The organism is Haloactinospora alba, from assembly GCF_006717075.1.
GTDB lineage: Bacteria > Actinomycetota > Actinomycetes > Streptosporangiales > Streptosporangiaceae > Haloactinospora > Haloactinospora alba.
The window spans coordinates 1287501-1309264 of sequence record NZ_VFQC01000001.1; the positions used below are offsets into that span (position 1 = coordinate 1287501).

The window sequence follows — 21764 nt, forward strand, 5'->3', positions numbered from 1 at the left end:
CGCGTGTCAAGGCGGCAGCTGTTGCGTGTGTGGGGTTGTGGGATGTGCCTGTGGGAGTCTGCCGGCTTCCGCTGGGGCCAGTGTGGTGAGTCGAATCCGGTGGGATCCGGAACCAAAGAGGGTGAGAGTCCCGTAGGTGGAGTTGCGCTGGTTGCGGTGGGCATGGTCCCGAGTAGCGCGGAGCCCGTGAAATTCCGTGTGAATCTGGCAGGACCACCTGTCAAGCCTAAATACGTCCTGGTGACCGATAGTGGACGAGTACCGTGAGGGAAAGGTGAAAAGTGCCCCGGTGAGGGGTGGTGAAAGAGGTCTTGAAACCGTGTGCTGTCAAGCCGTCAGAGCTGCCTTGTTGGGGTGGTGATGGCGTGCCTATTGAAGAATGAGCCTGCGAGTTGTGGTGTGTGGCGAGGTTAACCCGTGTGGGGGAGCCGTAGCGAAAGCGAGTTCTAATGGGGCGTGAGTCGCATGCTGCAGACCCGAAGCGGAGTGAGCTACCCATGGCCAGGGTGAAGCGTCGGTAAGACGTCGTGGAGGCCCGCACCCACCAGGGTTGAAAACCTGGGGGATGAGCTGTGGGTAGGGGTGAAAGGCCAATCAAACTCTGTGATAGCTGGTTCTCCCCGAAATGCATTTAGGTGCAGCGTTGCATGGTGCGTGGCGGAGGTAGAGCGACTGGTTGGTCGATGGGCCGTATTGGTTACTGAGATCAGCTAAACTCCGAATGCCGTCACGTGGGAGTGCAGCAGTGAGACTGCGGGGGACAAGCTCCGTGGTCGAGAGGGAAACAGCCCAGATCGCCAGCTAAGGCCCCTAAGCGTGTGCTGAGTGGGAAAGGTTGTGTAGTTGCTGAGACAACCAGGAGGTTGGCTTAGAAGCAGCCATCCTTGAAAGAGTGCGTAATAGCTCACTGGTCAAGTGATTATGCGCCGATAATGTAGCGGGGCTGAAGCACACCGCCGAAGCTGTGGAGCCCCACCGTTGGTGGGGTTGGTAGGGGAGCGTCGCTGCCTGCGGTGAAGTCTTCGGGTGACCGGGGGTGGAGCGGTAGCGAGTGCGAATGCAGGCATGAGTAGCGAGACCAGGGTGAGAAACCCTGGCGCCGAGTGACTCAGGGTTCCTGGGGCAGGTTAATCCGCCCAGGGTGAGTCGGGACCTAAGGCGAGGCCGACAGGCGTAGTCGATGGATAACGGGTTGATATTCCCGTACCCGTGCGTATGCGTCCGGACCGGCATGTGGGTATGCTAACCACCACCATGATGCTGTCGCACCTGCGGGTGTGGTGGTGTTGTGGCGTGGGATCCGACCATGTGTGGGTCAGCGATGGGGTGACGCAGAGGGGGAGCTCTACCGGGCGGTGGTTGTCCCGGGATAAGCGTGTAGCCCGCAGTATAGGCAAATCCGTGCTGCAGTGGGGTGAGGCGTGATGTCGAGCCGGTGTGGCGAAGTGAGTGGCCCCGTGCTGTCGAGAAAAGCCTCTAGTGAGTGTGCGTGCGGCCCGTACCCGAAACCGACGCAGGTGGTCAGGTAGAGAATACCGAGGCGGTCGGGTGAACCATGGTTAAGGAACTCGGCAAATTGTCCCCGTAACTTTGGGAGAAGGGGAGCCCGGTGTGGTGAACACCCGTGCGGTGGGAGCTGCGCTGGGTCGCAGATACCAGGGGGAAGCGACTGTTTATTAAAAACACAGGTCCGTGCGAAGTCGTAAGACGCGGTATACGGACTGACGCCTGCCCGGTGCCGGAACGTTAAGAGGACTGGTGAGCCCTGCGGGGTGAGGCTGGGAATCTAAGCGCCGGTAAACGGCGGTGGTAACTATAACCATCCTAAGGTAGCGAAATTCCTTGTCGGGTAAGTTCCGACCTGCACGAATGGCGTAACGACTTCCCCGCTGTCTCAACCATGGGCCCGGTGAAATTGCACTACGAGTAAAGATGCTCGTTTCGCGCAGCAGGACGGAAAGACCCCGGGACCTTCACTACAGCTTGACATTGGTGTGTGGGATGGTTTGTGTAGGATAGGTGGGAGCCTGGGAAGCTGACACGCCAGTGTTGGTGGAGGCGTTGGTGAAATACCACTCTGATCATGTCGTACACCTCAACCCGCGCCCGTGATCCGGGTGGGGGACCGTGTCTGGTGGGTAGTTTAACTGGGGCGGTTGCCTCCTAAAAGGTAACGGAGGCGCCCAATGGTTCCCTCGGCCTGGTTGGTAATCAGGTGGTGAGTGTAAGTGCACAAGGGAGCTTGACTGCGAGACGGACGTGTCGAGCAGGTGCGAAAGCAGGGACTAGTGATCCGGCACCACCGTGTGGAAGGGGTGTCGCTCAACGGCTAAAAGGTACCCCGGGGATAACAGGCTCATCTTCCCCGAGAGTTCGTATCGACGGGATGGTTTGGCACCTCGATGTCGGCTCGTCGCATCCTGGGGCTGGAGTTGGTCCCAAGGGTTGGGCTGTTCGCCCATTAAAGCGGCACGCGAGCTGGGTTTAGAACGTCGTGAGACAGTTCGGTCCCTATCCGCTGCGCGCGTTGGAGACTTGGCAAGGGCTGTCCCTAGTACGAGAGGACCGGGACGGACGAACCTCTGGTGTGCCAGTTGTTCCGCCAGGAGCATGGCTGGTTGGCTACGTTCGGGAGAGATAACCGCTGAAAGCATCTAAGTGGGAAGCTTGCTTGGAGATGAGGTCTCCCGCCCCTGTGTGGGGGTAAGGCCGCCCAGAGATGATGGGGTTGATAGGCCGGAGGTGGAAGCTCTGTGAGGGGTGGAGCTGACCGGTACTAATGGGCCGAGGGCTTGTCCACCATGGATACATGGTTGTTCGCGCACACTATTTCACGGATTGCTGCTGCCTGTGGGTGGTGGTTGGTCCCTCATGAGTGTCCCCCCACGCGCGCGTGTGCGTGTGTGGGTGTGGGTTACGGCGGTGAGAGCGGAAGGGAAACACCCGGTGCCATTCCGAACCCGGTCGTTAAGCTTTCTTGCGCCGATGGTACTGCCCCTATGGTGCGGGGTGGGAGAGTAGGTCACCGCCGGACATTCGTTGTGGGGTGTGGGTGTGGGGTGGAGACCCGGGTGGGTTTCCCTCACATCCACACCCCACTTTTTATGCTGTCAAAGAGATTGTGTCGACAACAGGGCTGGTTCGTGAGGAACCAAACAGCCGTGTGCCCTCTCGCCAGGGAAGACATACAATCGTATTCGTAACGGATGTAACCGAGCCACCAGGGTACAGGCGCGCGTTTGAGCACAGCCTGACGCGCCCGTACCAGGAAACACCTCGTCCGGACCCTAGATGTTGGGTAGGAGAATGCTCTAACGTCGCGTTCCGCTCCTGGACGCTCCTGGCTCTCCGCGTGCCACGGAACCCTGTCGGATGGCTTGCTCCGCAAAGCTCCGGGCGGGAAGAGCGTCCCTCGCGTTGCCGGAAACGGGGCGGGTGTGTGTCCGCTTGTCGTGACATGTTGGTGAGCCGCCTATCTTCCCGGAAAGGAGGAGGGGCGTTCCATCCCTTTGGATGGCTCAGAGACGGAGGCCCGGAAAACGATGACTGATGAAAGCCGGCCGAAGGGACCACAGGGTTCTGGCAACCGTGGGCAAGGCGGCAGCGGTAAGAATGACCGTGCGAGGTCGGGCCAGAGCCGAGACGGGGGCAAACGCGGTGACCGAAAAAGTTCCGGTCAAAACGGACGCTCATCCGGCTCTGGCGACCGGCGTTCGGACAGCAAAGCCGGTGGCTCCGACAAGCGAAACCGTGATCCCCGCCAGGGGGACAAGGGGAAACCCGCCCAGCGGGGAGGGAAAACTGCTGGCAGCCGTCCCGCCGCACAGACGGGGGAGTCCGCCCCGAAACTGCCGGACAGGATCACCGCGGATCAGCTCGATCGTGAGGTGCGCCGAGAGCTGGAAACCCTGCCACGTTCGCTGGCCGAAACCGTCGCTCGCCATCTTGTGATGGCCGGTGAACTTCTCGATGAGGATCCCGAAACCGCCTACGAGCACGCTACTTACGCGCGCCGTAAAGCATCCCGGGTCAGTGCCGTACGGGAAGCCTCAGGAGTAGCCGCTTACCGGGCCGGAAAATGGCAGGAGGCTCTGTCGGACCTGCGTGCCGCGCGAAGGATGAGCGGCCAGAACAGTTTCCTGGCTCTTCTGGCTGACTGTGAACGCGGACTCGGGCGCCCGGAGCGTGCCCTCGAGTTCTGCGCCGACCCCCAGGCGCAACAGCTTGATGTAGCGGACAGGGTTGAGCTGCGGATCGTTGCTGCTGGAGCACGTACTGACCTCGGACAGTCGGAGGCAGCGCTCATAGAACTCCAGATCCCGGAACTCAAGGAGAGAAGAGCTCGCCCCTGGGTCGCGCGGTTGTTCTATGCTTACGCGGACGCTCTCCTGGCCGTCGGGCGGAATAAGGACGCTCGTGATTATTTCGCGCACGCTTCTGCTGTCGATCGTGAAGGCGTAACGGACGCCGACGAACGCTTGGCGGCGTTGGAAGGCCTCGAACTCGTTGACTCGGGAGACGGCTTGCTGTGGAGCGACGCGGAAGAGGACCCCGAAACCGGTGATTCGGATTCCGGGGAGGACGAAGCGTCGCCAGATGAGCGTTCCTGACGCTGCGCACGAAAAAAGGGGCGGCTTCCCGGTTCAAGGGGAAGCCGCCCCTTTCTATGTGTGTAACCTAGCTGTTTTCTGTCTCGTGTTCTGCCGTGGGCACACCGTGCCGCCGATAGTGTGCGCTTCGTTGCAGCAGGATGATGGTCGCCAGAATGGTTGCGGTGAACGACGCCAGAAGCACTCCGCCTTTCGCGTGCTCCAGCGTGGTGACCGCGTCACTGTAAGCCAACTCGGTGATCAGCAGAGATACGGTGAATCCGATTCCGGCGAGCATCGACATTCCACCGATGTCGACCCAACTGAGAGTCGGGTTGAGTTCCGCGCGGGTAAGTTTGGTGGTGAGCCACGCCCCGCCGAGGATTCCCACGAGTTTACCGACGACCAAGCCCACCATCACGCCCAGGGCGACGCTATCCGCGAACATCGAACCGATACCGGAGAACACGACACCGGCCGACATCAGGGCGAAGATCGGCAGAGCGAGCGCGGAGGACCAGGGGCGCAGCATGTGTTCCGCGTGGTGGAGGGGGGACTCGTACTCGCCCTCGTTGATGTTGCTTCGCATGAGCATGCCCATGGCAACCCCCGCGATGGTGGCGTGAACCCCGCTCTCGTGCACAAGGACCCAGATAGCAACCGCGAGCGGTACGTAAACGACCCAGTTGGGGAGGGGAGAACGGTCCAGCGCCGCAGCGATCCCTCGTCCCTGTTGCAGGTAACCGAACACTCCCAACAGAACCAGGGCGATGAACAGCGGAAGGAACGACAGGTCCGCGGTGTAGAAGACCGCGATCACCAGAATCGCACCGAGATCATCCACGATCGCCAGGGTCAGCAGGAAAGTGCGGAGGGCCGGCGGGAGGTGCCGGCCGACAAGAGCGAGAATGGCCAACGCGAAGGCGATGTCGGTGGCCATGGGAATGCCCCACCCGCTGAGTGCCTCGGGGCGGGCGGTGTTCAGACTGACGAAGAGTAGGGCAGGTACCACCATTCCACCGATCGCGGCGACGATCGGAAGCATGGCACGCCGGGGATTACGTAGTTCCCCGTGTACGAACTCCTGTTTGAGCTCCGCACCGATGATGAAGAAGAAAACGGCGAGAAGTCCGTCGGCGGCCCACGTTTCGAGCGAGAGATCGAGGTGGAGGGAGGAAGGACCCACGGTGAAGTCACGGAGACTCTCGTAGATTCCGGACAGTGGTGAGTTCGCCCAGAGGAGCGCGACAACGGCCGCCCCGATGAGGAGGAAACCGCTAACAGCGTCCTTGCGTAGCGTGTCGGCGATCGCATGCACACCAGTTTTTTTGACCATGCACCAGCTCCCGAGTCGTCCTTGGGGTTGTGTCACATCGCCGACCAGACTTCCCGGCACACCTAGCGGATTGTCGCAACACCGCCCCACCTACCCTGCCCGACACCACGCACACTGTCCAAATTGTTCCGGGCCGTCCGGTGTGGCGGAGCTCCGCCCAACAGCGGACTCCCTGATCGTAGGAGACGCTAATCACACCTCGGAGGGCAGGGGGTGGGGTTATCACCTGAGCGTTCGTGGCGATCCGGGGAAGGCCTTCCGGTGTGTCCCCGACGGGGTAGGTGCGGCACTCTGCCGGGTCCCTCGGGAGCGTCGGGGCACGAGGGGTCACCATCCTTGCCGGGGAACTCCCCGAAGCGAGCGGGCGGGGATAGTGGCGCGGCCTCTCACTATCCACCGAAGACAACCTTCCCCGGGGTGGTGGTAGCAGGTGACGAAACAGCTGCCGGAGAGCGAGGACCGGGGCCGTAGGGCCGAAAACAGGGTTTCTGTTTCCATTCCGTTCCCCCGGAAGTCCGGAGTTCCGCGTGTCAGTGTTTCTGGCTGCGGGAAACAGGTTGCTGCGATCTACGTTTCGCCCTGTTCTTTCCTCTGTTCCGCGGCCACCTGGTCCAGCCAGTGCCCGATTCCCGCCACATTGCTTTCCACCCCGCTGAGAACCTCCATGACCTCTGCTGCTTCGGTCGAAGCTTCTGGTGGGAGAGGACGGTAACGGGTGAGTACCTGGTCGCGGACCATTGCTATCGCATGGTCCAGGTCACCGGTGCTCGCGTGCGCGCTTTGTACTGTTTCAACCCAAAGGCGCAGTTCCTCTTCGGCGCGGTCAATGGTGTCATCCACAGTGGGAACAGCGCCGAAATGCGAGAACATGAGGCGTTGTGGTCCGATGTCGCGGAACAGTTGCAGGGAGGACAGAGCCGCGTCCAGATTGAAATCCGGGGGAGGGGTCGCGGGCCGGACGTCTTCCGTATGAGGGTTGTAGACACCCAGGGCATCACCCACATAGAGGTCGCCTGTACCGGAGTCCAGCAGTCCGACATGGTGTTTCGCGTGTCCCGGCGTGTAGTGGGACACGAGCTCGCGGCCGTTGCCCAGCTCGATCCGGCCCGTTTGGGAGACGGAACGGATCCGGGTGCTGTCGGTGGGCCGCATCTCACCGAACAGGACATCCAACCGGTCCCCCCAAACCTGGCGTGCACTGTGCATCAACCGTGTCGGATCGGCCAGGTGCCGGGCCCCGCGTTCGTGCACCACGACCTCGGCGTTGGGGAACATCCGCGCCACTTCTCCGACACCGCCAGCGTGGTCGAGATGAATGTGTGTGACGACGATGGTGGCGAGGTCACGCGCGTCCACGCCGAGAGCAGCCAGCCTGTCCCGGAGCACCGGTGCTGAACCCGCGGTGCCGACCTCGACCACGCAGGGGTGTTCGGTCCGGATCAGGTAGCTGGAAGTGATCCCGGGATAGCCGGCCATCCGGGTATCGATAGCGAAGACCTCGGCCCCCAACGGGACCACTCCTTCGGGGAACCCAGCCGAATCTGCCACGTCTTGCACGGTGTTCTCTCCTTTGCCTGCGGCTCCCGGCCGGTGCCAAATCTAGTGCACGGCGCTGGTTCCGGCCATGGGCCGGGCTGACGGCGTGCCCGAGAAGAACGAAAGGCCGCCTACGGGCCCCCGACGACTACGGTCAGTACCCCAGTCGGTGTAGCGCGGCGATAGTCTTGGGGCTGCCCACCCCTTCGCGCGCGGCCTCCCATACTGCCCCGCACAGAGCGCGGAGGGCATCCAGCCGTTCTCCGTTGCCGGTGAGTTCCACCTCGCCGCCCCGTACCGCGGCTGTCCAGCCACCACAGCGCATCCCGCCATCACCGTCGGGATACGTCGGGGGATGGGGCGTGTTGAGGCCGGTGAGGTCCGAAGCGAGGTAGGACGGCCGCGCGTGTTGTGGAGCATGGACCACGTCGGAGGGAGAGGTCACCCCGGAAAGCACGAGCAGACTCGCGGCTCCTCGCGCGTGTGCTCCCTCGATATCGGTGTCGAGGCGGTCTCCGACAACGATGGGGGAGACCGCTCCGGTCCGTTGCACCCCTTCCTCGTGGAGGGGAGGTTCCGGTTTTCCGGCGACGATGGGTTCCTTTCCCGTGGCGTGGGCGATGACTCGCGCCAATGAGCCGTTACCGGGCATGGCGCCCTCCGCGCCCGGAGCCGTCGCGTCGTTGTTGCTCGTCACGAAGAGAGCGCCGCGCGAGACGGCCCGCATCCCCTCACCGAGCAGGTCCGTACTCATGCGCGGGGAGTAGCCCTGTACGACTGCCACAGGGTGTTCGGCCGCGGCGGAGACCGGACGCAGCCCCTGGACGCGCAACGCGACCCGCACTCCGGTATCGCCGACGACCAGGACGGGAGAGCCGGCGGGGAACCGCTTGGCTACCAGCCGGGACGCGGCTTCGGCTGACGTCACCACCTCGTCGGCGACAGCTTCGATCCCCATGGCTGTGAGACGTTCGGCCGTCGCGGCGGGGGTCCGGGACGCGTTGTTCGTCACGAAAGCTATACGCATCCCGGCCCCACGCGCCGTGCGGACGGCTTCCGGCGCTTCGGGAACCGGCCGGGAACCGAGGTAAACCACCCCGTCGAGGTCGAGTAGAGCAGCGTCGTACGTGCTGTTGAGGGGGCGGTCGGAAGAGAGAAGAGCCATGACTGTTCAGTAACGGTAGGCGGGAGTGAGAGGGTCGGGACCGGAACGGCACCGGAGCGTGGCTGTGGGTGGCGGAAGCCGAGATCCGGGAGACGGGTGTCTCGTTCGGCAGTGGTCCCTCGGGTACTCGGCGGCTCGGTGTTCTCAGATTAGCTTGCGCATCCGCATCAGGTCGGTGAAGCTGGCGTCGAGTCTCACACGCCCGGTGAGGACCGCCTTACGCGGGTCCAGCCTCTCCTCGGAAAGAGCGACCAGATCGGTACTGGAGACAGTGATGCGGACCTGTGCGGGCGGGGAGGAAACCTCTGCGTCACGCGTGGTTGCCTCTGATATCCCTTGGCTGGTGAGCCGCATGTCGAAAACAACCTCCAGGTCGGGGACCGCGACGCTGATACTGCGTTCCACCAGATGTTTGCGGCGGCTGTGTTCGTCGAGTTCCGCCACTCTGCTGGAGAGGTTGCGGATCGCCGCCTCACACTCTTCGATGCTGGTCATAATGCCTATCATGCCTGATTCTGGTTCTCGTGGCAGGGCAAGGGCGACGTACCAGCCCGGTGGCTGACCGGTTTCCGCCGCAGGACCGTCCCGACACCGGTAGCGTTGGCACCGCTACCTGACTCGCAGTGACAGTGGTTGTTCGGCAAGGAGAATATAACGATGGTCGTTGACGCGGTGCGCGCCTATGTTGATGCTGCCAGTGGTCTCACGGAGCTGACCCGCAAGCGCGCTGTGGCGGCGGCCAAAACACTGTTGAAGGAGAGGGAGAGCCACGGCACCGGTGGGACGGACGCCGCTGCCTCCGAGGGGGAGCATCCGCCTTCTCCCCCCGGTGTGGGGCAGAGTATCCAGACCCTGGCCAACGATCTGCTCGAGACCAGCAAAGCCAACCGGGACGCCCTGCTCCGTGTGGTGGAAGCCGAGGTCAACCGGGCTCTGTCCCGGGCTGACCTTGTGCGTCGCAGCGATTACGACCGTTTGGCACGCAGGGTGGCCGAGCTGGAGCGTCGGATGGCTACCCAGCGGTTCCACCAACGGAGCGGTGAGGCTCCCGGAGCCGAACCCGGTGCTGACCCGAACACCGCCTCTGTCGAACAGCCGGAGCAGACGTCACCAGAAACACCCGTTCCCGAGCTGGGAAGCTCCTCGGAAACGGCCCGGCAAACCTCGGAGCCGCGGGAGGACGTTTCCGAAGAAGAAACGACGACAGAGCACGCACAGGGAACCCCCGAGGCAGGAACGGACGGAGAGCGCCGTGCGCCGGAGGAAACACTGGAGGAGAAACCCAGTGAGAACGGTGATCCGGCCTCCTCGGGGATAACGGACGCCGATACCGGGAAGAAGCCTTCCAACAGCCAAGCGGGAAACAAGGCCAAAACCGGCGGAGCCGCAGGGTCGCGGTCTGCGTCCAAAGCGGGAAACAAGCGGTCCGGAGGACGCGGAAAGAACGCTGGCTCGGTCTCGACCGCTGCCAACACCCCCGCGGGGAACGTCACGGAGCCGGAGACGGCGCGGGGCAATGGTGCGCGGAGCGAGGGAAGGTCCGGTACGAACAAGCGGAAGTAGGCACCGTCGTTCCGGAAAGGTGCGTGCAGAGGTGACGAACGCGGAAAACGGCGACGCGGATGCGCCCGGATTGGCCGAGCGGACGTTGCGCAGTGCGCGGGAACGGTTGGCGGCACTTGACGAGCTGCCGACAAGCGACCACGTTGCCGTATTCGACGAACTCCATCGTGAACTCTCCGGCGTTCTCGGGGTGCTGGACCGAGACGCCGACACCGGTACGGCACCTCCCGCTGGCTCCGGTGGTGTGAGCGGAAACGACAACGGCGGTTGAGAGCGCGTCCCGCACGAACCTCCGCTGCTGGGAGACGCGCCCGTCGTGGTGCGGGAAGGACCCCCGGAGGGAAGGGGAGCAGCCGGAAGGCCCCGGCAGTGTGACAAGGCGGGCCAGGAGTGTCTCCTCCGCGCGTTCACACCATCCGAACCACAGCCGACGCTGTGCACGCGTGCGCGCCGCGCTGTCGTGGCGATGGAACCGGACACGGCCCGGACAACACCCGATGGCCGGGGCCAACCGTACGGAGCTGGTACTCAGCGGGCAGAGGGACGAACCGGCTCCGTCATCCGTCGCTCCCTCCCCGAGGCAGGAACCGGGCGCGCTCCTTCCGGGGAGGGTTGCTGACGCCGTCGGGGCCACGAGGCCGTACCGTGGTCCAGGACGGATGGTGTCACGCACCCGGACGGGACCGTGCTAACCGGCCGTAGGGGGAACGCACCGTTCACGCCGAGGGTGCGGAAGAGCCGTGCTGACGGCCGGTGGTCCCAGTGGCTCGTTGGCGACTCCTGCGTCCGGTGGGCAGTACACCAGGGATCCAACCCCCTCAGAGCGAAGACCAACGTCAGATAGGCGCATTCAGTCGACCATGGCCAAACGAAGCCGGCTCGATGCCGAACTCGTCCGTCGGGGGTACGCCCGATCCCGCGCGCACGCCGCTGAACTGATCGACAGCGGTCAGGTTCAGGTGGGAGCGATGCTGGCGGTGAAACCTGCCACCCAGGTGGGCACCGACCAGCCGATCGTGGTGCGCGTTCCGGACGAGGAACCGCCCTACGTGTCGCGCGGTGCGCACAAACTCCTCGGAGCGCTCGGGGCTTTCGGGATCGACCCGGAGGGAAGGCCGTGCCTCGACGCGGGAGCCTCCACCGGCGGATTCACCGACGTCCTGCTTCGGAGAGGCGCGGCGCACGTCATCGCGGTCGACGTCGGTTACGGACAGCTGGCATGGCAGCTGCGCAATGATGACCGCGTTGCGGTGGTGGAACGGTGCAACATACGTGAACTCACCCCGGAACGGGTCGGGACCGTGGTCCCTGACCTGGTGGTGGCGGACCTGTCCTTCATCTCGTTGACCCTGGTGCTTCCGCCGCTGGTGGAGTGCGCCACCGCGGACGCCGATTTCGTGCTGATGGTGAAGCCGCAGTTCGAGGTAGGCAAGGACCGGGTCGGTGCCGGGGGTGTGGTCCGTAGTACGGAGCTTCGCGGTCAAGCTGTTCGTTCGGTCGCGGGGAAAGCAGGGACCCTGGGGCTGGGGGTGGCCGACGCTGCGGCCAGCCCGCTTCCGGGTCCGTCGGGCAACGTCGAGTACTTCCTGTGGCTGCGTCGCGGGGCCGGTCCACTGGACGAGTCGCGTCTGCGGTCCACTCTCGGCGAGGGGCCCCAGTGACACGGCGGCGGCCGGGGGCCGCCAGTTCCCGAAGAACCCCCCGGAAGCCCGGCACACTGTATGTGAACGAGGCGAGGGGCTTCGGGAGGGCGGCGGCGGCGATAACGTCGAAACGAGGCACCGTGTGCGCGGGTGGGTGGCCCGGACCGCAGAACAACGGTGCCTTCGGGACCGCCACGAGCGCGAGGAGTTTACTGCCATGACCAGCGCGGGTCGGGATGACGGAACAACCACGTTCAGCAGCCCCAGTGACAGGAGCGTGCTGTTGCTGGTGCACACCGGTCGGCCCGCGGCCATGCGCAGTGCTGAGCTGGTTCACCACAGTCTGACCGAGGCCGGGCTGGTGGTGCGGATGCTGGCCAGCGAGGCGGACGAGCTCAAACGTGCCGGGTGCGCGTTGGAGCCGGTGGAGCTGGTGCGGGACCACGAGGCCGCGGACGGCGCTGAGGTGGTCATGGTGTTGGGGGGCGACGGTACGCTGCTGCGGGCGGCGGAGATCGCTCGGCCCGCAGGCGCCCCGCTTCTGGGAGTCAACCTGGGGCACGTCGGTTTTCTCGCCGAAGCCGAACGCGAGGATCTTTCCGCGACCGTGCACAGTGTCGTCGCGCGCGAGTACGAGGTCGAGGAGCGGATGACACTGGATATCGCCGTCTACAACGGCGGGCGTGACAGTGGTGTCCCCCCAGTGCGGACCTGGGCTCTGAACGAGGCCACGCTGGAGAAGGCGAGCGCACGCCGCATGCTGGACGCGGTGCTGGAAATCGACGGGCGCCCCCTGTCCCGGTGGGGATGCGACGGAGTGGTGTGTGCCACCCCCACCGGTTCCACCGCGCACGCCTTCTCCGCTGGCGGCCCCATCGTGTGGCCGGAGGTGGAGGCGCTCATGGTCGTACCGATCAGTGCGCACTCGTTGTTCGCCAGGCCCATTGTCGTTTCTCCCGAGGCGAGTATCGCGCTTGAGGTGGTCCCGGAGACCACGGAGGGTGTGCTCTGGTGCGACGGGCGTCGTATGGTCGAGTTGCCCGCGGGAGCACGCGTCGAGGTGAAGCGCGCGGAGACACCGGTGCGTCTGGCTCGCCTGCAGCAGGCACCGTTCACTGACCGGCTTGTCGCCAAGTTCGGTCTTCCCGTTCTGGGATGGCGCGGACGCGCCGAACGTGACCAGGAGTGAGCCGGGACGGATTTCCGGTCCGCGGGCGGCCGGCCCCACGCGGGAGAGGCCGGTACCGGTGTGTGACACGCGCTGCGGAGAGGGAGGCGCTCCGTGGTGCGGCCGCGGTACGGCTCCCCTACCGGAGCGCCCGTGAGAGCCCTCCGGTGTTTCGGAGGGCATCGGATCCGGTTCGTGCGCGGCTGGCGACAAGGGTCCACGACGCTTCCTGGGAAACGTTCCGCCGGTTACTGTCGGAAAAGTGCGGTTGGTGGGGGCACGCCCCCGTGGCCACACGGCCCGTGGGTTCCACCAGCCAGAGGTGGCGCACGCGCGGCTACGGCGACGGGACCGCACCGTGGCCCGCAGGTACCTGGCGGTGCCCACGCGACGTGGCCCACGGCAGGGGTGCGAATGCCGCTGCTAATATCCTCGCCGCTGGGCGGGCGGAGAGGCGAAACGCTTGCGGATGCGGTGCGGGCCGCGGGGCGGCCGCCGCAGAAGCAGGAAGCAGCGGGAACCCGAAAGGAAGTACCGTCCTCCCGGCGGCAGGAACCGTGGGAAGGATCTTCGCCGTTCGCGGCGGAGAGCACGTCGACTGTAAGTGAACAGTGGCGTTCACTGCCGACAGGCACACGCCGAGGACGAAGCGGCAATCACCGGTGGAAGCGGGAGAGAGTTCGGTGCTCGAAGAAGTCCGTATCAAGGGTCTCGGGGTCATCGACGACGCCATGCTGGAGCTGTCGCCGGGGCTGACGGTTGTTACCGGTGAAACCGGTGCGGGGAAGACCATGGTGGTGACAGGGCTGGGACTGCTGTTCGGCGGCCGTGCTGATCCGCAACGAGTGCGCCCCGGTGCGGAACGCGCCCTCGTCGAGGGGCGTATCACACTCCCGGAGGAGAGCCGGGTCACGGAGCGCGTTTCCGAGGCCGGGGGGGAGCTCGACGAGGGAGCACTGATCCTCACCCGTTCGGTGTCGGCGGAGGGCCGTTCCCGGGCCTCCGCGGGCGGGCGCTCCGCCCCCGTGAGCCTGCTCGCCAGCCTCGCGGACGACCTCGTCGCCACACACGGCCAGTCCGACCAGCACCGTCTGCTGCGCACGGAGCGGCAGCGCGCTGCTCTCGACCGCTACGCCGGAGAGGCGCTCACCAGGACACTCAACTCCTACGCCGCTGCCTACCGTCGGCACCGTGAGGTCTCCGAGGAACTGGAGGAGCTGACCAGCCGCGCGCGCGACCGCGAGCAGGAGGCCGACATGCTGCGGTTCGGTGTCGAGGAGATCGCTGACGCCGAGATCACCCCGGGCGAGGACGCGGAGCTGCTCGCGGAGGAGAACAGGCTCGCCCATGCCGACTCCCTGCGTGTCGCCGCTACCACCGCCAACCGGGCACTCACCGGGGACCCGGACGCCGATATGCAGGCCGACGCTGTGGGGCTGCTCGCTTCGGCACGCCATGCGTTGGCGGCGGTACGGGACCATGACACGTCATTGGCATCGGTGACCGACCGGCTGGACGAGGCCAGCCACGTCCTCGGTGACATCGCCACCGAGCTGGCCTCCTACGCCGACTCGATCGAGGCCGACCCCGCTCGGTTGGCTGCCGTCCAGGAGCGCAGGGCCCACCTTGCCCAACTGTCCCGTAAATACGGGGAGAGCAGTGACGATGTCCTCGCCTGGGCCGAGGACGCCGCCAAACGGCTCGCGGAGCTCGAGGGGGACGACGAGCGCATCGACGAGCTGCGCGATGAAGAGGAGGAGCTGCGTTCCAAACTGCTCGAGTTGGCTGACGAGCTGACCCGGATCCGCACCGAGACCGCCGAGACGTTCTCCGCCGCTGTCACCGAGGAACTCACCGCGTTGGCCATGCCCCACGCCCAGGTCAGTGTTCGGGTGACAGCCGGGGATGATTTCGGTCCCCACGGCCGGGACGAGGTCGAGATCCTGCTTGTCGCCCATCCCGGAGCTCCGCCGCTCCCGTTGCACAAAGGGGCCTCGGGGGGCGAGCTTTCCCGGGTGATGCTCGCGATCGAGGTCGTGTTCGCCGGTGCCGACCCCGTGCCCACCTTCGTCTTCGATGAGGTGGATGCCGGAGTCGGGGGGAAGGCGGCGGTCGAGGTCGGTCGTAGGCTCGCCCGTCTCGCCAGAGCGGCACAGGTGGTGGTCGTGACCCACCTTCCCCAGGTGGCCGCGTTCGCCGACGCTCACCTGGTCGTGGAGAAATCCGGGGCGGGAACCGTGACGGAGAGCGGCGTCACGCGTCTGGACCGGGCCGGCCGTACTCGGGAACTGTCCCGGATGCTGGCCGGGTTGGAGGACTCGGAGCTCGGCCAGGCCCACGCTGAGGAACTCCTGACGATCGCCGACACCGCTCGGGCGTCCTGACGGCGGTCCCCGTCGGGACGTGTCTCGCATGTGTGGTTCCATGGCATGATAGAAGAGTGTCACGAAGCTGCGACTGCGTGGACGCTGCGTGGCTCGTGAACGCATGGTGAGGGGAGTATCCCTTACACGGCGGTGTCGTCATCACGGATCGCGATAAGGCGAACCCGGTGCCGCCGGTCCATGGACGGTGCCGTGGCTGAGCCGTGGTGCTTCCGGGACGGGAGAGACCTCCGGTGCGAGACATGTCCGTTTGCGCATTACGGGCACGGCAACCGGAGGAGTGTATCCATGAACGTCCCGATGTGGGTGTGGCTTGTCACGGTCGGCGGGATGCTCGCCGTACTGATCGCCGATCTCGCCATCGTCGACCATCCGTGGAGCAAGAAGAGCGGGCCGCGTGAGTTCGGCATGCGTCAGGCCGCATGGTGGGCGGCCTTCTACATGGGGATAGCCCTGCTCTTCGGAGTCGGCCTGTGGTACGTGGGCGGCGGGACAGTGGCAGGGGAGTACTTCGCCGGCTTCATCACGGAGAAGAGCCTCAGCGTCGACAACCTCTTCGTGTTCTACCTGATCATGGGTAGTTTCGCCGTCCCGAAGAAGTACCAGCACGAGGTGCTGCTGGTGGGGATCGTGATCGCCCTGGTCATGCGCGGTGCCTTCATCGCCGTGGGAGCGCAGGCGATCAACGCCTGGAGCGAGATCTTCTACCTGTTCGGCGCGTTCCTCATATACACGGCGGTCAAGATCGTCCGCGACCACGTCTCGCGTGACTCCGACGAGGACTACTCGGACAGCTTCGCCGTGCGCATGGTACGGAAGGTCTGGCCGGTCACCGAGGAGTACCACGGCCCGCGCCTCACGGTGCGCCAGGGGGGGCGGCGCTACGTGACCCCGATGCTCATGGTCATCGTGGCGATCGGTGTCACCGACCTCGTCTTCGCCATCGACTCCATCCCGGCCATCTTCGGACTGACGCAGAACGCCTACATCGTCTTCACCGCCAACGCGTTCGCCCTGCTGGGGCTGCGCCAGCTGTACTTCCTGCTGGCAGGGCTGATGGACCGGCTGGCCTACATCAGTTGGGGCCTGGCCGCCATCATGGTCTTCATCGGGATCAAGATGATCCTGCACGCCCTGCACGAGAACGGTGTCGAGGTCGTGGAGGTCACGACCTCCCTCTCCCTCTCGGTCATCATCGGCGTGATGACTGTCACCGTGGTGGCCAGTCTGCTGACCTCCCGTCCGACACCGCGCGCGGAAGCTGTTCCCCAGGAGCGGGAAGAGTCCGGAGAGTAGCCCGGTATCGAACGAGTGTTCGTATATAGTGGTGGCATCCGCGGGGGTCTCGCGGATGGGCGCGCGCTGGAAGATTCCGCGTCCGTGAGTGGTTATCGTCAGAGGGTTGACGCCGCGCGACGACCGGTGTCCGAACAGTGTTTCGATCCGCCCTGGGTGCGGCGGCCGTATTTCCGCGCGGCAAGCAGATAAGAGTCCTGGTGCGTCTGTTGCGCGCCGGTGCCGAAGGGGCTGATGGCACGTATGGCCGAGGAACTGGTGATCCGGGGGGCCCGGGAACACAACCTCAAGGACGTTTCGTTGGACCTGCCGCGCAACGCGATGATCGTGTTCACGGGGTTGTCCGGGTCGGGGAAGTCCTCCCTGGCGTTCGACACCATCTTCGCCGAGGGGCAGCGGCGTTATGTCGAGTCGCTCTCCGCCTACGCCCGACAGTTCCTCGGTCAGATGGACAAACCGGACGTGGACTTCATCGAAGGGCTGTCCCCCGCGGTCTCCATCGACCAGAAGTCGACCAGCCGCAACCCCCGGTCGACGGTCGGCACCATCACCGAGGTGTACGACTACCTGCGCCTGCTGTGGTCGCGTATCGGAGTGCCGCACTGCCCCGACTGCGGACGGGAGATCGCTCGACAGACACCCCAGCAGATCGTCGACCGTGTACTGGAGTTCGCCGAGGGGACCCGCTTCCAGGTGCTCGCCCCGGTCGTACGGGGGCGTAAGGGCGAGTACGCCGAACTGTTCAAGGACCTGCAGACCAAGGGCTACACCCGAGCCGTCGTTGACGGTTCCCAGGTGCGGTTGGAGGAGGCCCCCGTTCTCAGGAAGTACGAGAAGCACGACATCTCCGTGGTCGTGGACCGGCTCACGGTCAAGGAGTCGGCGCAGAAACGCCTCACCGACTCCGTGGAGACGGCACTGGGCCTGTCCTCCGGAACCATCGTGCTGGACTTCGTCGACCTTCCCGAGGAGGATCCGGGCAGGCAGAAGGTCTTCTCCGAACACCTGTACTGCCCCTACGACGACCTCTCCTTCGAGGAGCTCGAACCGCGGTCGTTCTCGTTCAACTCGCCCTACGGCGCCTGTCCCGACTGCGCCGGCCTGGGCACCCGGATGGAGGTCGACCCCGAACTCGTCGTTCCGGACCCGGAGAAGACGCTGGCGGACGGCGCGATCGCGCCGTGGTCCTCGGGGCACGGCAGGGAGTACTTCGGCCGGCTGATGCAGGCGGTCGGGGACGCCATCGGGTTCGACCTGGACACGCCGTGGGAGCGTCTCCCCAAAGCGGGACGGAAGGCGATCCTCGACGGTCACGACACGCAGGTGCACGTGCGCTACCGGAACCGTTTCGGGCGCACCCGCGCCTACTACACGAGCTTCGAAGGCGTGATCCCCTGGGTCAAACGGCGCTACGCCGAGAGTGAGAGCGACACCAGCAGGGAGCGGTTGGAAGGGTACATGCGTACCGTGCCGTGCCCCGGCTGCGCGGGACGCCGCCTCAAGCCGGTCGTGCTCGCCGTCACGGTGGGAGGCGCCTCGATCGCCGACGTCTGCTCGCTGCCGCTGGACGAGTGCGCCCAGTTCCTGCGCGACCTGCAACTCAGCGATCGGGACCGGATGATCGCCTCCCAGGTGCTCAAGGAGATCAACGCCCGTCTGGGATTCCTCCTGGACGTGGGGTTGCACTATCTCAACCTGGAGCGGCCGGCCGGGTCGCTCTCCGGCGGAGAGGCGCAACGTATCCGGTTGGCGACCCAGATCGGTTCGGGACTGGTCGGAGTCCTCTACGTGTTGGACGAACCGTCGATCGGACTGCACCAGCGGGACAACATCCGCCTGCTCGACACGCTGCGCCGGTTGCGTGACCTCGGGAACACGCTGATCGTGGTGGAACACGACGAGGAGACCATCCGGTCCTCCGACTGGGCGGTGGACATCGGTCCCGGAGCGGGGGAACACGGTGGAGACGTCGTCGTGTCCGGGCCGGTGGACGAGCTGCTCTCCGACAGCACCTCCCTCACCGGCCAGTACCTCACAGGCAAGCGGGAGATCGAGGTTCCCTCCTCCCGGCGTCCCACGGCCAAGGGCAAGGAACTCGTCGTGAAGGGCGCGCGGGAGAACAACCTGCACGACATCGACGTCGCGTTCCCCCTCGGAGTCCTGACCGCCATCACCGGTGTCTCCGGTTCCGGCAAGTCCACTCTCGTCAACGAGATCCTGTACAAGGCCCTCGCGAAGGAGCTACAGGGGGCGGGCTCGGTCCCGGGGCGGCACACCAGGGTGAACGGGGTGAACCAGATCGACAAGATCGTGCATGTCGACCAGAGCCCGATCGGCCGTACCCCGCGGTCCAACCCGGCCACGTACTGCGGTGTCTTCGACCACATCCGCAAGCTGTTCGCGCAGACCAACGAAGCGAAGGTACGCGGTTACCAGCCCGGCCGGTTCTCCTTCAACATCAAGGGAGGACGGTGCGAGGCGTGCGCGGGCGACGGCACGATCCGGATCGAGATGCAGTTCCTACCGGACGTCCACGTTCCCTGTGAGGTCTGCAACGGTGCCCGGTACAACCGAGAGACCCTCGACGTGCACTACAAGGGCAAGAACATCGCGGATGTGCTGAACATGCCCGTCGAGGAGGCACTGGAGTTCTTCGAGCCCATATCGGCGGTGCGTAGGCACCTGCAGACCCTCTATGACGTCGGTCTGGGATACGTACGGCTCGGCCAGCCGGCGACCACCCTCTCCGGCGGTGAGGCGCAGCGGGTGAAACTCGCCTCGGAGCTGCAGCGCCGCTCCACCGGACGTACCGTCTACGTGCTGGACGAACCGACCACGGGACTGCACTTCGAGGACATACGCAAGTTGCTCGGGGTGCTGGACCGGTTGGCGGACGGTGGCAACACAGTGATGGTCATCGAGCACAACCTCGACGTCATCAAGACCGCCGACCACATCATAGACATGGGACCCGAGGGCGGGAAGGCCGGCGGTTCCGTCGTGGCCTCCGGAACCCCGGAAGAGGTGGCCAGGGTCGCCGAGTCCTACACGGGGCAGTTCCTGGCCCCGATGCTGTGAGGCGGCTGCTGGTCCGCCGCGTGGCAGGGAGGGGAGCACCGTGGGGTCCCCGGCACGGGCGCCAGCGGGTACCCCACGGGAAACAGGACGGAATACCCTCGTGTCAGAACCGTCGCGGGATCGCGCGGGGTCCCCGGTTCCGACAACGGCGACGTCCCAAGGACGGGGTGGTATGAACGCAGCAGACCAGCGGGGTGGCAGTCCTCCGCAGCCGCAGACCGCTCTGCTCCGGCGCGTCCTGGCGCGTTTCGTCGATCTGGTGATCTTCGCCGGCCTGGCCGCGCTGGTCAACGCGGTCATCGCACGCACGGTCCCCGGCGGGGACAGCGTCGACGCGACGGGGATGATGGAGCTCCCGGCGAGCCTCGTCCAGTCGTTGGTGGTGTTCACGCTCTACGTGGCCTACGAGGCCCTGTTCACCAGCGTGTACGGTGCGACCGTGGGCAAGCTCCTGGCCGGGGTGCGCGTTGTCGGCGCCACTGGCGGCCACCCCTCCCCACCGCCCATGCTCTCCCTGGTGAAACGGTCAGCCGTGCTGTTCCTCTCGGTACTACTGAACTTTGTCAGTGTCCTCAGCCTCCTGGGAGCGGGAGTGTCGATCTACGCTGTGGTCTCCGCGCTCATAGACCAGCCGCGGCACCGGGGGTTGCACGACAAGCTCGCGGACACCGCTGTGATCCGTTGGGAGAGGAACGCGGTACCGTCGTAGCCCGCTTCGGCCCGTGACATCCGTACAGCACCGCCGAACGGGTCTTCCCACGAGTTTCCCGACGCGCCAGGAGCACAGGAACGTGTCCTTCGAGAACCCCGATCCCAGGTCCGGTACCGCGGAAGGAGCGGCCGCTTCCCCCGGGACCCCTCACACCGGCGCGGACGCCGCCTGGCAGCCCGCCGCCGGCGCTGAGCAGTGGCAGGCCTCCGGCCAGCGGCAGCGGTTGGCATCGTGGCCGCAACGGGTGGCGGCGCGGTTGATCGACGGCGTGGTATTGGCCCTGCCGACGGTCCTGGTGGTCCTGCTCACGATGTTCCTGGTCTCCACGGCGCGGTGGATCGCGGGAGACGGTTTCTCATCGGGCGAGGGAGCCTCGATCCTGACCGGTGTCGTACTCTTCCTCGTTCTGACCGTCTACGACACGGTGTGTGTCCGCAAGTGGCGCCGGACCCTGGGGAAGCACCTGCTGGGGATCGAGGTGGCGCCGCTCGCCGGGGCGGGATGGCAGGGGCCGATCCCGGTCGCGTCGATGCTGGCTCGGGCGGCGCTGCTGCACCTCTGGGCGCTGCTCTGCTACAGCCTTCCCTTCGCCCTCGCCGTCCTGGTCGCGGCCGCGGCTGCGGTGTTCCTCGCACTGTGGCCGACGTGGGACCGTCCCAACCGTCAGGGGTGGCACGACAAGCTCGGCGGCACTGTCGTCGTACGTACGAGCTGATCGTTCCCCGGCCCCGCGTGTCGGGGGCGGTGGAGCAGGGCCTGACACGCACCGCGGCGGGCGCCACCGCAGCGGCCCGACAGGGCGCCGCCCGCCCCCGGGCGGACTACAGGCGGACGGTGGTGCTTCGCACGATCTCGAAGACCGGGTGGGCCGCGGCCTCGTCCTCGAACCGGTCGACGGGTGCGTCCGGGGAGGCGGAGAAATAGGGGCCGACGACCGCGGACCGCGGATGGTCCAGGTATTCCCTGAGAACCGGGGCTGCCCGGCCCGGCCCCACCTCGACCACGCTGATCAGCTCGATCCAGCCACCGTGACGCAGCGTGGCGAATCCGTCCTGGCGTATGTTGTGTACCCAGCCCACCGGGCCGTAGGGAGCGACGAGGAAACGTCCCCGGTCGTTCTCGAGCAGACTGATCGGAGTTGTGTGGAGAAAACCCGACCTGCTGCCGCGCGTGGTGAGCAGCCGTAGGTCCGGGGTGCCGATGCCGTACTTGACGAACCCCGCAATGATGGCGTTCGTGGTACGCCAGAACTTCGTCGTGGGGAAACGCGACGTGTCGTTGGCCATCGGGTATC

Annotated in this window: 15 protein-coding genes and 2 rRNA genes (1 of these 17 only partly in view); 12 read left to right on the forward strand and 5 right to left on the reverse strand. The window is 65.6% G+C overall.

What is annotated here, in order from left to right; all coding sequences use genetic code 11:
• From FHX37_RS05875 to FHX37_RS05885, 3 genes are all read left to right on the forward strand, one after another.
• Nucleotides 1-2801, forward strand: a 23S ribosomal RNA gene (locus FHX37_RS05875) (it extends 280 nt beyond the left edge of the window).
• Between the two features lie 114 nt (nt 2802-2915).
• Nucleotides 2916-3034, forward strand: a 5S ribosomal RNA gene (gene rrf, locus FHX37_RS05880).
• A 916-nt stretch (nt 3035-3950) separates the two neighbouring features.
• The gene (locus FHX37_RS05885) at nt 3951-4610 is read left to right on the forward strand and encodes a tetratricopeptide repeat protein (RefSeq protein ID WP_246062115.1); all 660 of its coding nucleotides are present in this window, start codon (nt 3951-3953) and stop codon (nt 4608-4610) included.
• 67 nt (nt 4611-4677) lie between these two features.
• On the opposite strand, the gene nhaA is transcribed toward FHX37_RS05885, so the two are convergent.
• From nhaA to FHX37_RS05905, 4 genes are all read right to left on the reverse strand, one after another.
• On the reverse strand, nt 4678-5925 hold the full coding sequence (nhaA, locus tag FHX37_RS05890; protein ID WP_141922536.1) for a Na+/H+ antiporter NhaA: 1248 nt from the start codon (nt 5923-5925) through the stop codon (nt 4678-4680).
• A 567-nt stretch (nt 5926-6492) separates the two neighbouring features.
• On the reverse strand, nt 6493-7401 hold the full coding sequence (locus tag FHX37_RS05895; RefSeq protein ID WP_141925046.1) for an MBL fold metallo-hydrolase: 909 nt from the start codon (nt 7399-7401) through the stop codon (nt 6493-6495).
• A 214-nt stretch (nt 7402-7615) separates the two neighbouring features.
• Nucleotides 7616-8626 carry an HAD-IIA family hydrolase gene (locus FHX37_RS05900; RefSeq protein ID WP_141922538.1) on the reverse strand — a complete coding sequence of 337 codons (1011 nt, stop codon included), beginning with the start codon at nt 8624-8626 and terminating at the stop codon, nt 7616-7618.
• 144 nt (nt 8627-8770) lie between these two features.
• Nucleotides 8771-9121, reverse strand: a complete 351-nt coding sequence (locus FHX37_RS05905; RefSeq protein ID WP_141922540.1) for an SCP2 sterol-binding domain-containing protein — start codon at nt 9119-9121, stop codon at nt 8771-8773.
• 162 nt (nt 9122-9283) lie between these two features.
• Here FHX37_RS05905 and FHX37_RS05910 point away from each other — a divergent pair, with 162 nt between their 5' ends.
• The 9 genes from FHX37_RS05910 (at nt 9284) to FHX37_RS05955 (ending at nt 21185) form a co-directional block, all read left to right on the forward strand.
• On the forward strand, nt 9284-10189 hold the full coding sequence (locus FHX37_RS05910; RefSeq protein WP_141922542.1) for a membrane fusogenic activity family protein: 906 nt from the start codon (nt 9284-9286) through the stop codon (nt 10187-10189).
• A gap of 31 nt (nt 10190-10220) precedes the next feature.
• The gene (locus FHX37_RS05915) at nt 10221-10460 is read left to right on the forward strand and encodes a hypothetical protein (protein ID WP_141922544.1); all 240 of its coding nucleotides are present in this window, start codon (nt 10221-10223) and stop codon (nt 10458-10460) included.
• Nucleotides 10461-11049: 589 nt separating this feature from the next.
• The gene (locus FHX37_RS05920) at nt 11050-11850 is read left to right on the forward strand and encodes a TlyA family RNA methyltransferase (protein ID WP_141922546.1); all 801 of its coding nucleotides are present in this window, start codon (nt 11050-11052) and stop codon (nt 11848-11850) included.
• Nucleotides 11851-12049: 199 nt separating this feature from the next.
• On the forward strand, nt 12050-13021 hold the full coding sequence (locus FHX37_RS05925; RefSeq protein ID WP_141922548.1) for an NAD kinase: 972 nt from the start codon (nt 12050-12052) through the stop codon (nt 13019-13021).
• Nucleotides 13022-13683: 662 nt separating this feature from the next.
• Nucleotides 13684-15384, forward strand: a complete 1701-nt coding sequence (gene recN / locus FHX37_RS05935) for a DNA repair protein RecN (protein ID WP_141922552.1) — start codon at nt 13684-13686, stop codon at nt 15382-15384.
• 288 nt (nt 15385-15672) lie between these two features.
• Nucleotides 15673-16680 (forward strand): TerC family protein, encoded by a 1008-nt coding sequence (locus tag FHX37_RS05940; protein ID WP_141922554.1) that lies wholly within the window; start codon nt 15673-15675, stop codon nt 16678-16680.
• A 243-nt stretch (nt 16681-16923) separates the two neighbouring features.
• The gene (gene uvrA, locus FHX37_RS05945; RefSeq protein WP_141925047.1) at nt 16924-19758 is read left to right on the forward strand and encodes an excinuclease ABC subunit UvrA; all 2835 of its coding nucleotides are present in this window, start codon (nt 16924-16926) and stop codon (nt 19756-19758) included.
• A gap of 172 nt (nt 19759-19930) precedes the next feature.
• Nucleotides 19931-20467 (forward strand): RDD family protein, encoded by a 537-nt coding sequence (locus tag FHX37_RS05950; protein ID WP_141922556.1) that lies wholly within the window; start codon nt 19931-19933, stop codon nt 20465-20467.
• A gap of 82 nt (nt 20468-20549) precedes the next feature.
• A complete protein-coding gene (locus FHX37_RS05955; protein WP_170181510.1) occupies nt 20550-21185 on the forward strand; it encodes an RDD family protein in 636 nt (211 codons plus the stop codon).
• A 106-nt stretch (nt 21186-21291) separates the two neighbouring features.
• Here the strand turns inward: FHX37_RS05955 and FHX37_RS05960 are convergent, their stop codons facing one another.
• Nucleotides 21292-21756: a nitroreductase/quinone reductase family protein gene (locus FHX37_RS05960; RefSeq protein WP_141922560.1), complete on the reverse strand. Its 465-nt coding sequence runs from the start codon at nt 21754-21756 to the stop codon at nt 21292-21294.
• Nucleotides 21757-21764: the final 8 nt, after the last annotated feature.

Bases quoted from the DNA above. Each gene is read 5' to 3' on its own strand.
- FHX37_RS05885 (WP_246062115.1), top strand. From the start codon at position 3,951: ATGGCCGGTGAACTTCTCGATGAGGATCCCGAAACCGCCTACGAGCAC.
- nhaA (WP_141922536.1), bottom strand. From the start codon at position 5,925: ATGGTCAAAAAAACTGGTGTGCATGCGATCGCCGACACGCTACGCAAG.
- FHX37_RS05895 (WP_141925046.1), bottom strand. From the start codon at position 7,401: ATGGCCGGCTATCCCGGGATCACTTCCAGCTACCTGATCCGGACCGAA.
- FHX37_RS05900 (WP_141922538.1), bottom strand. From the start codon at position 8,626: ATGGCTCTTCTCTCTTCCGACCGCCCCCTCAACAGCACGTACGACGCT.
- FHX37_RS05905 (WP_141922540.1), bottom strand. From the start codon at position 9,121: ATGACCAGCATCGAAGAGTGTGAGGCGGCGATCCGCAACCTCTCCAGC.
- FHX37_RS05910 (WP_141922542.1), top strand. From the start codon at position 9,284: ATGGTCGTTGACGCGGTGCGCGCCTATGTTGATGCTGCCAGTGGTCTC.
- FHX37_RS05920 (WP_141922546.1), top strand. From the start codon at position 11,050: ATGGCCAAACGAAGCCGGCTCGATGCCGAACTCGTCCGTCGGGGGTAC.
- FHX37_RS05925 (WP_141922548.1), top strand. From the start codon at position 12,050: ATGACCAGCGCGGGTCGGGATGACGGAACAACCACGTTCAGCAGCCCC.
- FHX37_RS05940 (WP_141922554.1), top strand. From the start codon at position 15,673: ATGAACGTCCCGATGTGGGTGTGGCTTGTCACGGTCGGCGGGATGCTC.
- uvrA (WP_141925047.1), top strand. From the start codon at position 16,924: ATGGCCGAGGAACTGGTGATCCGGGGGGCCCGGGAACACAACCTCAAG.
- FHX37_RS05950 (WP_141922556.1), top strand. From the start codon at position 19,931: ATGAACGCAGCAGACCAGCGGGGTGGCAGTCCTCCGCAGCCGCAGACC.
- FHX37_RS05960 (WP_141922560.1), bottom strand. From the start codon at position 21,756: ATGGCCAACGACACGTCGCGTTTCCCCACGACGAAGTTCTGGCGTACC.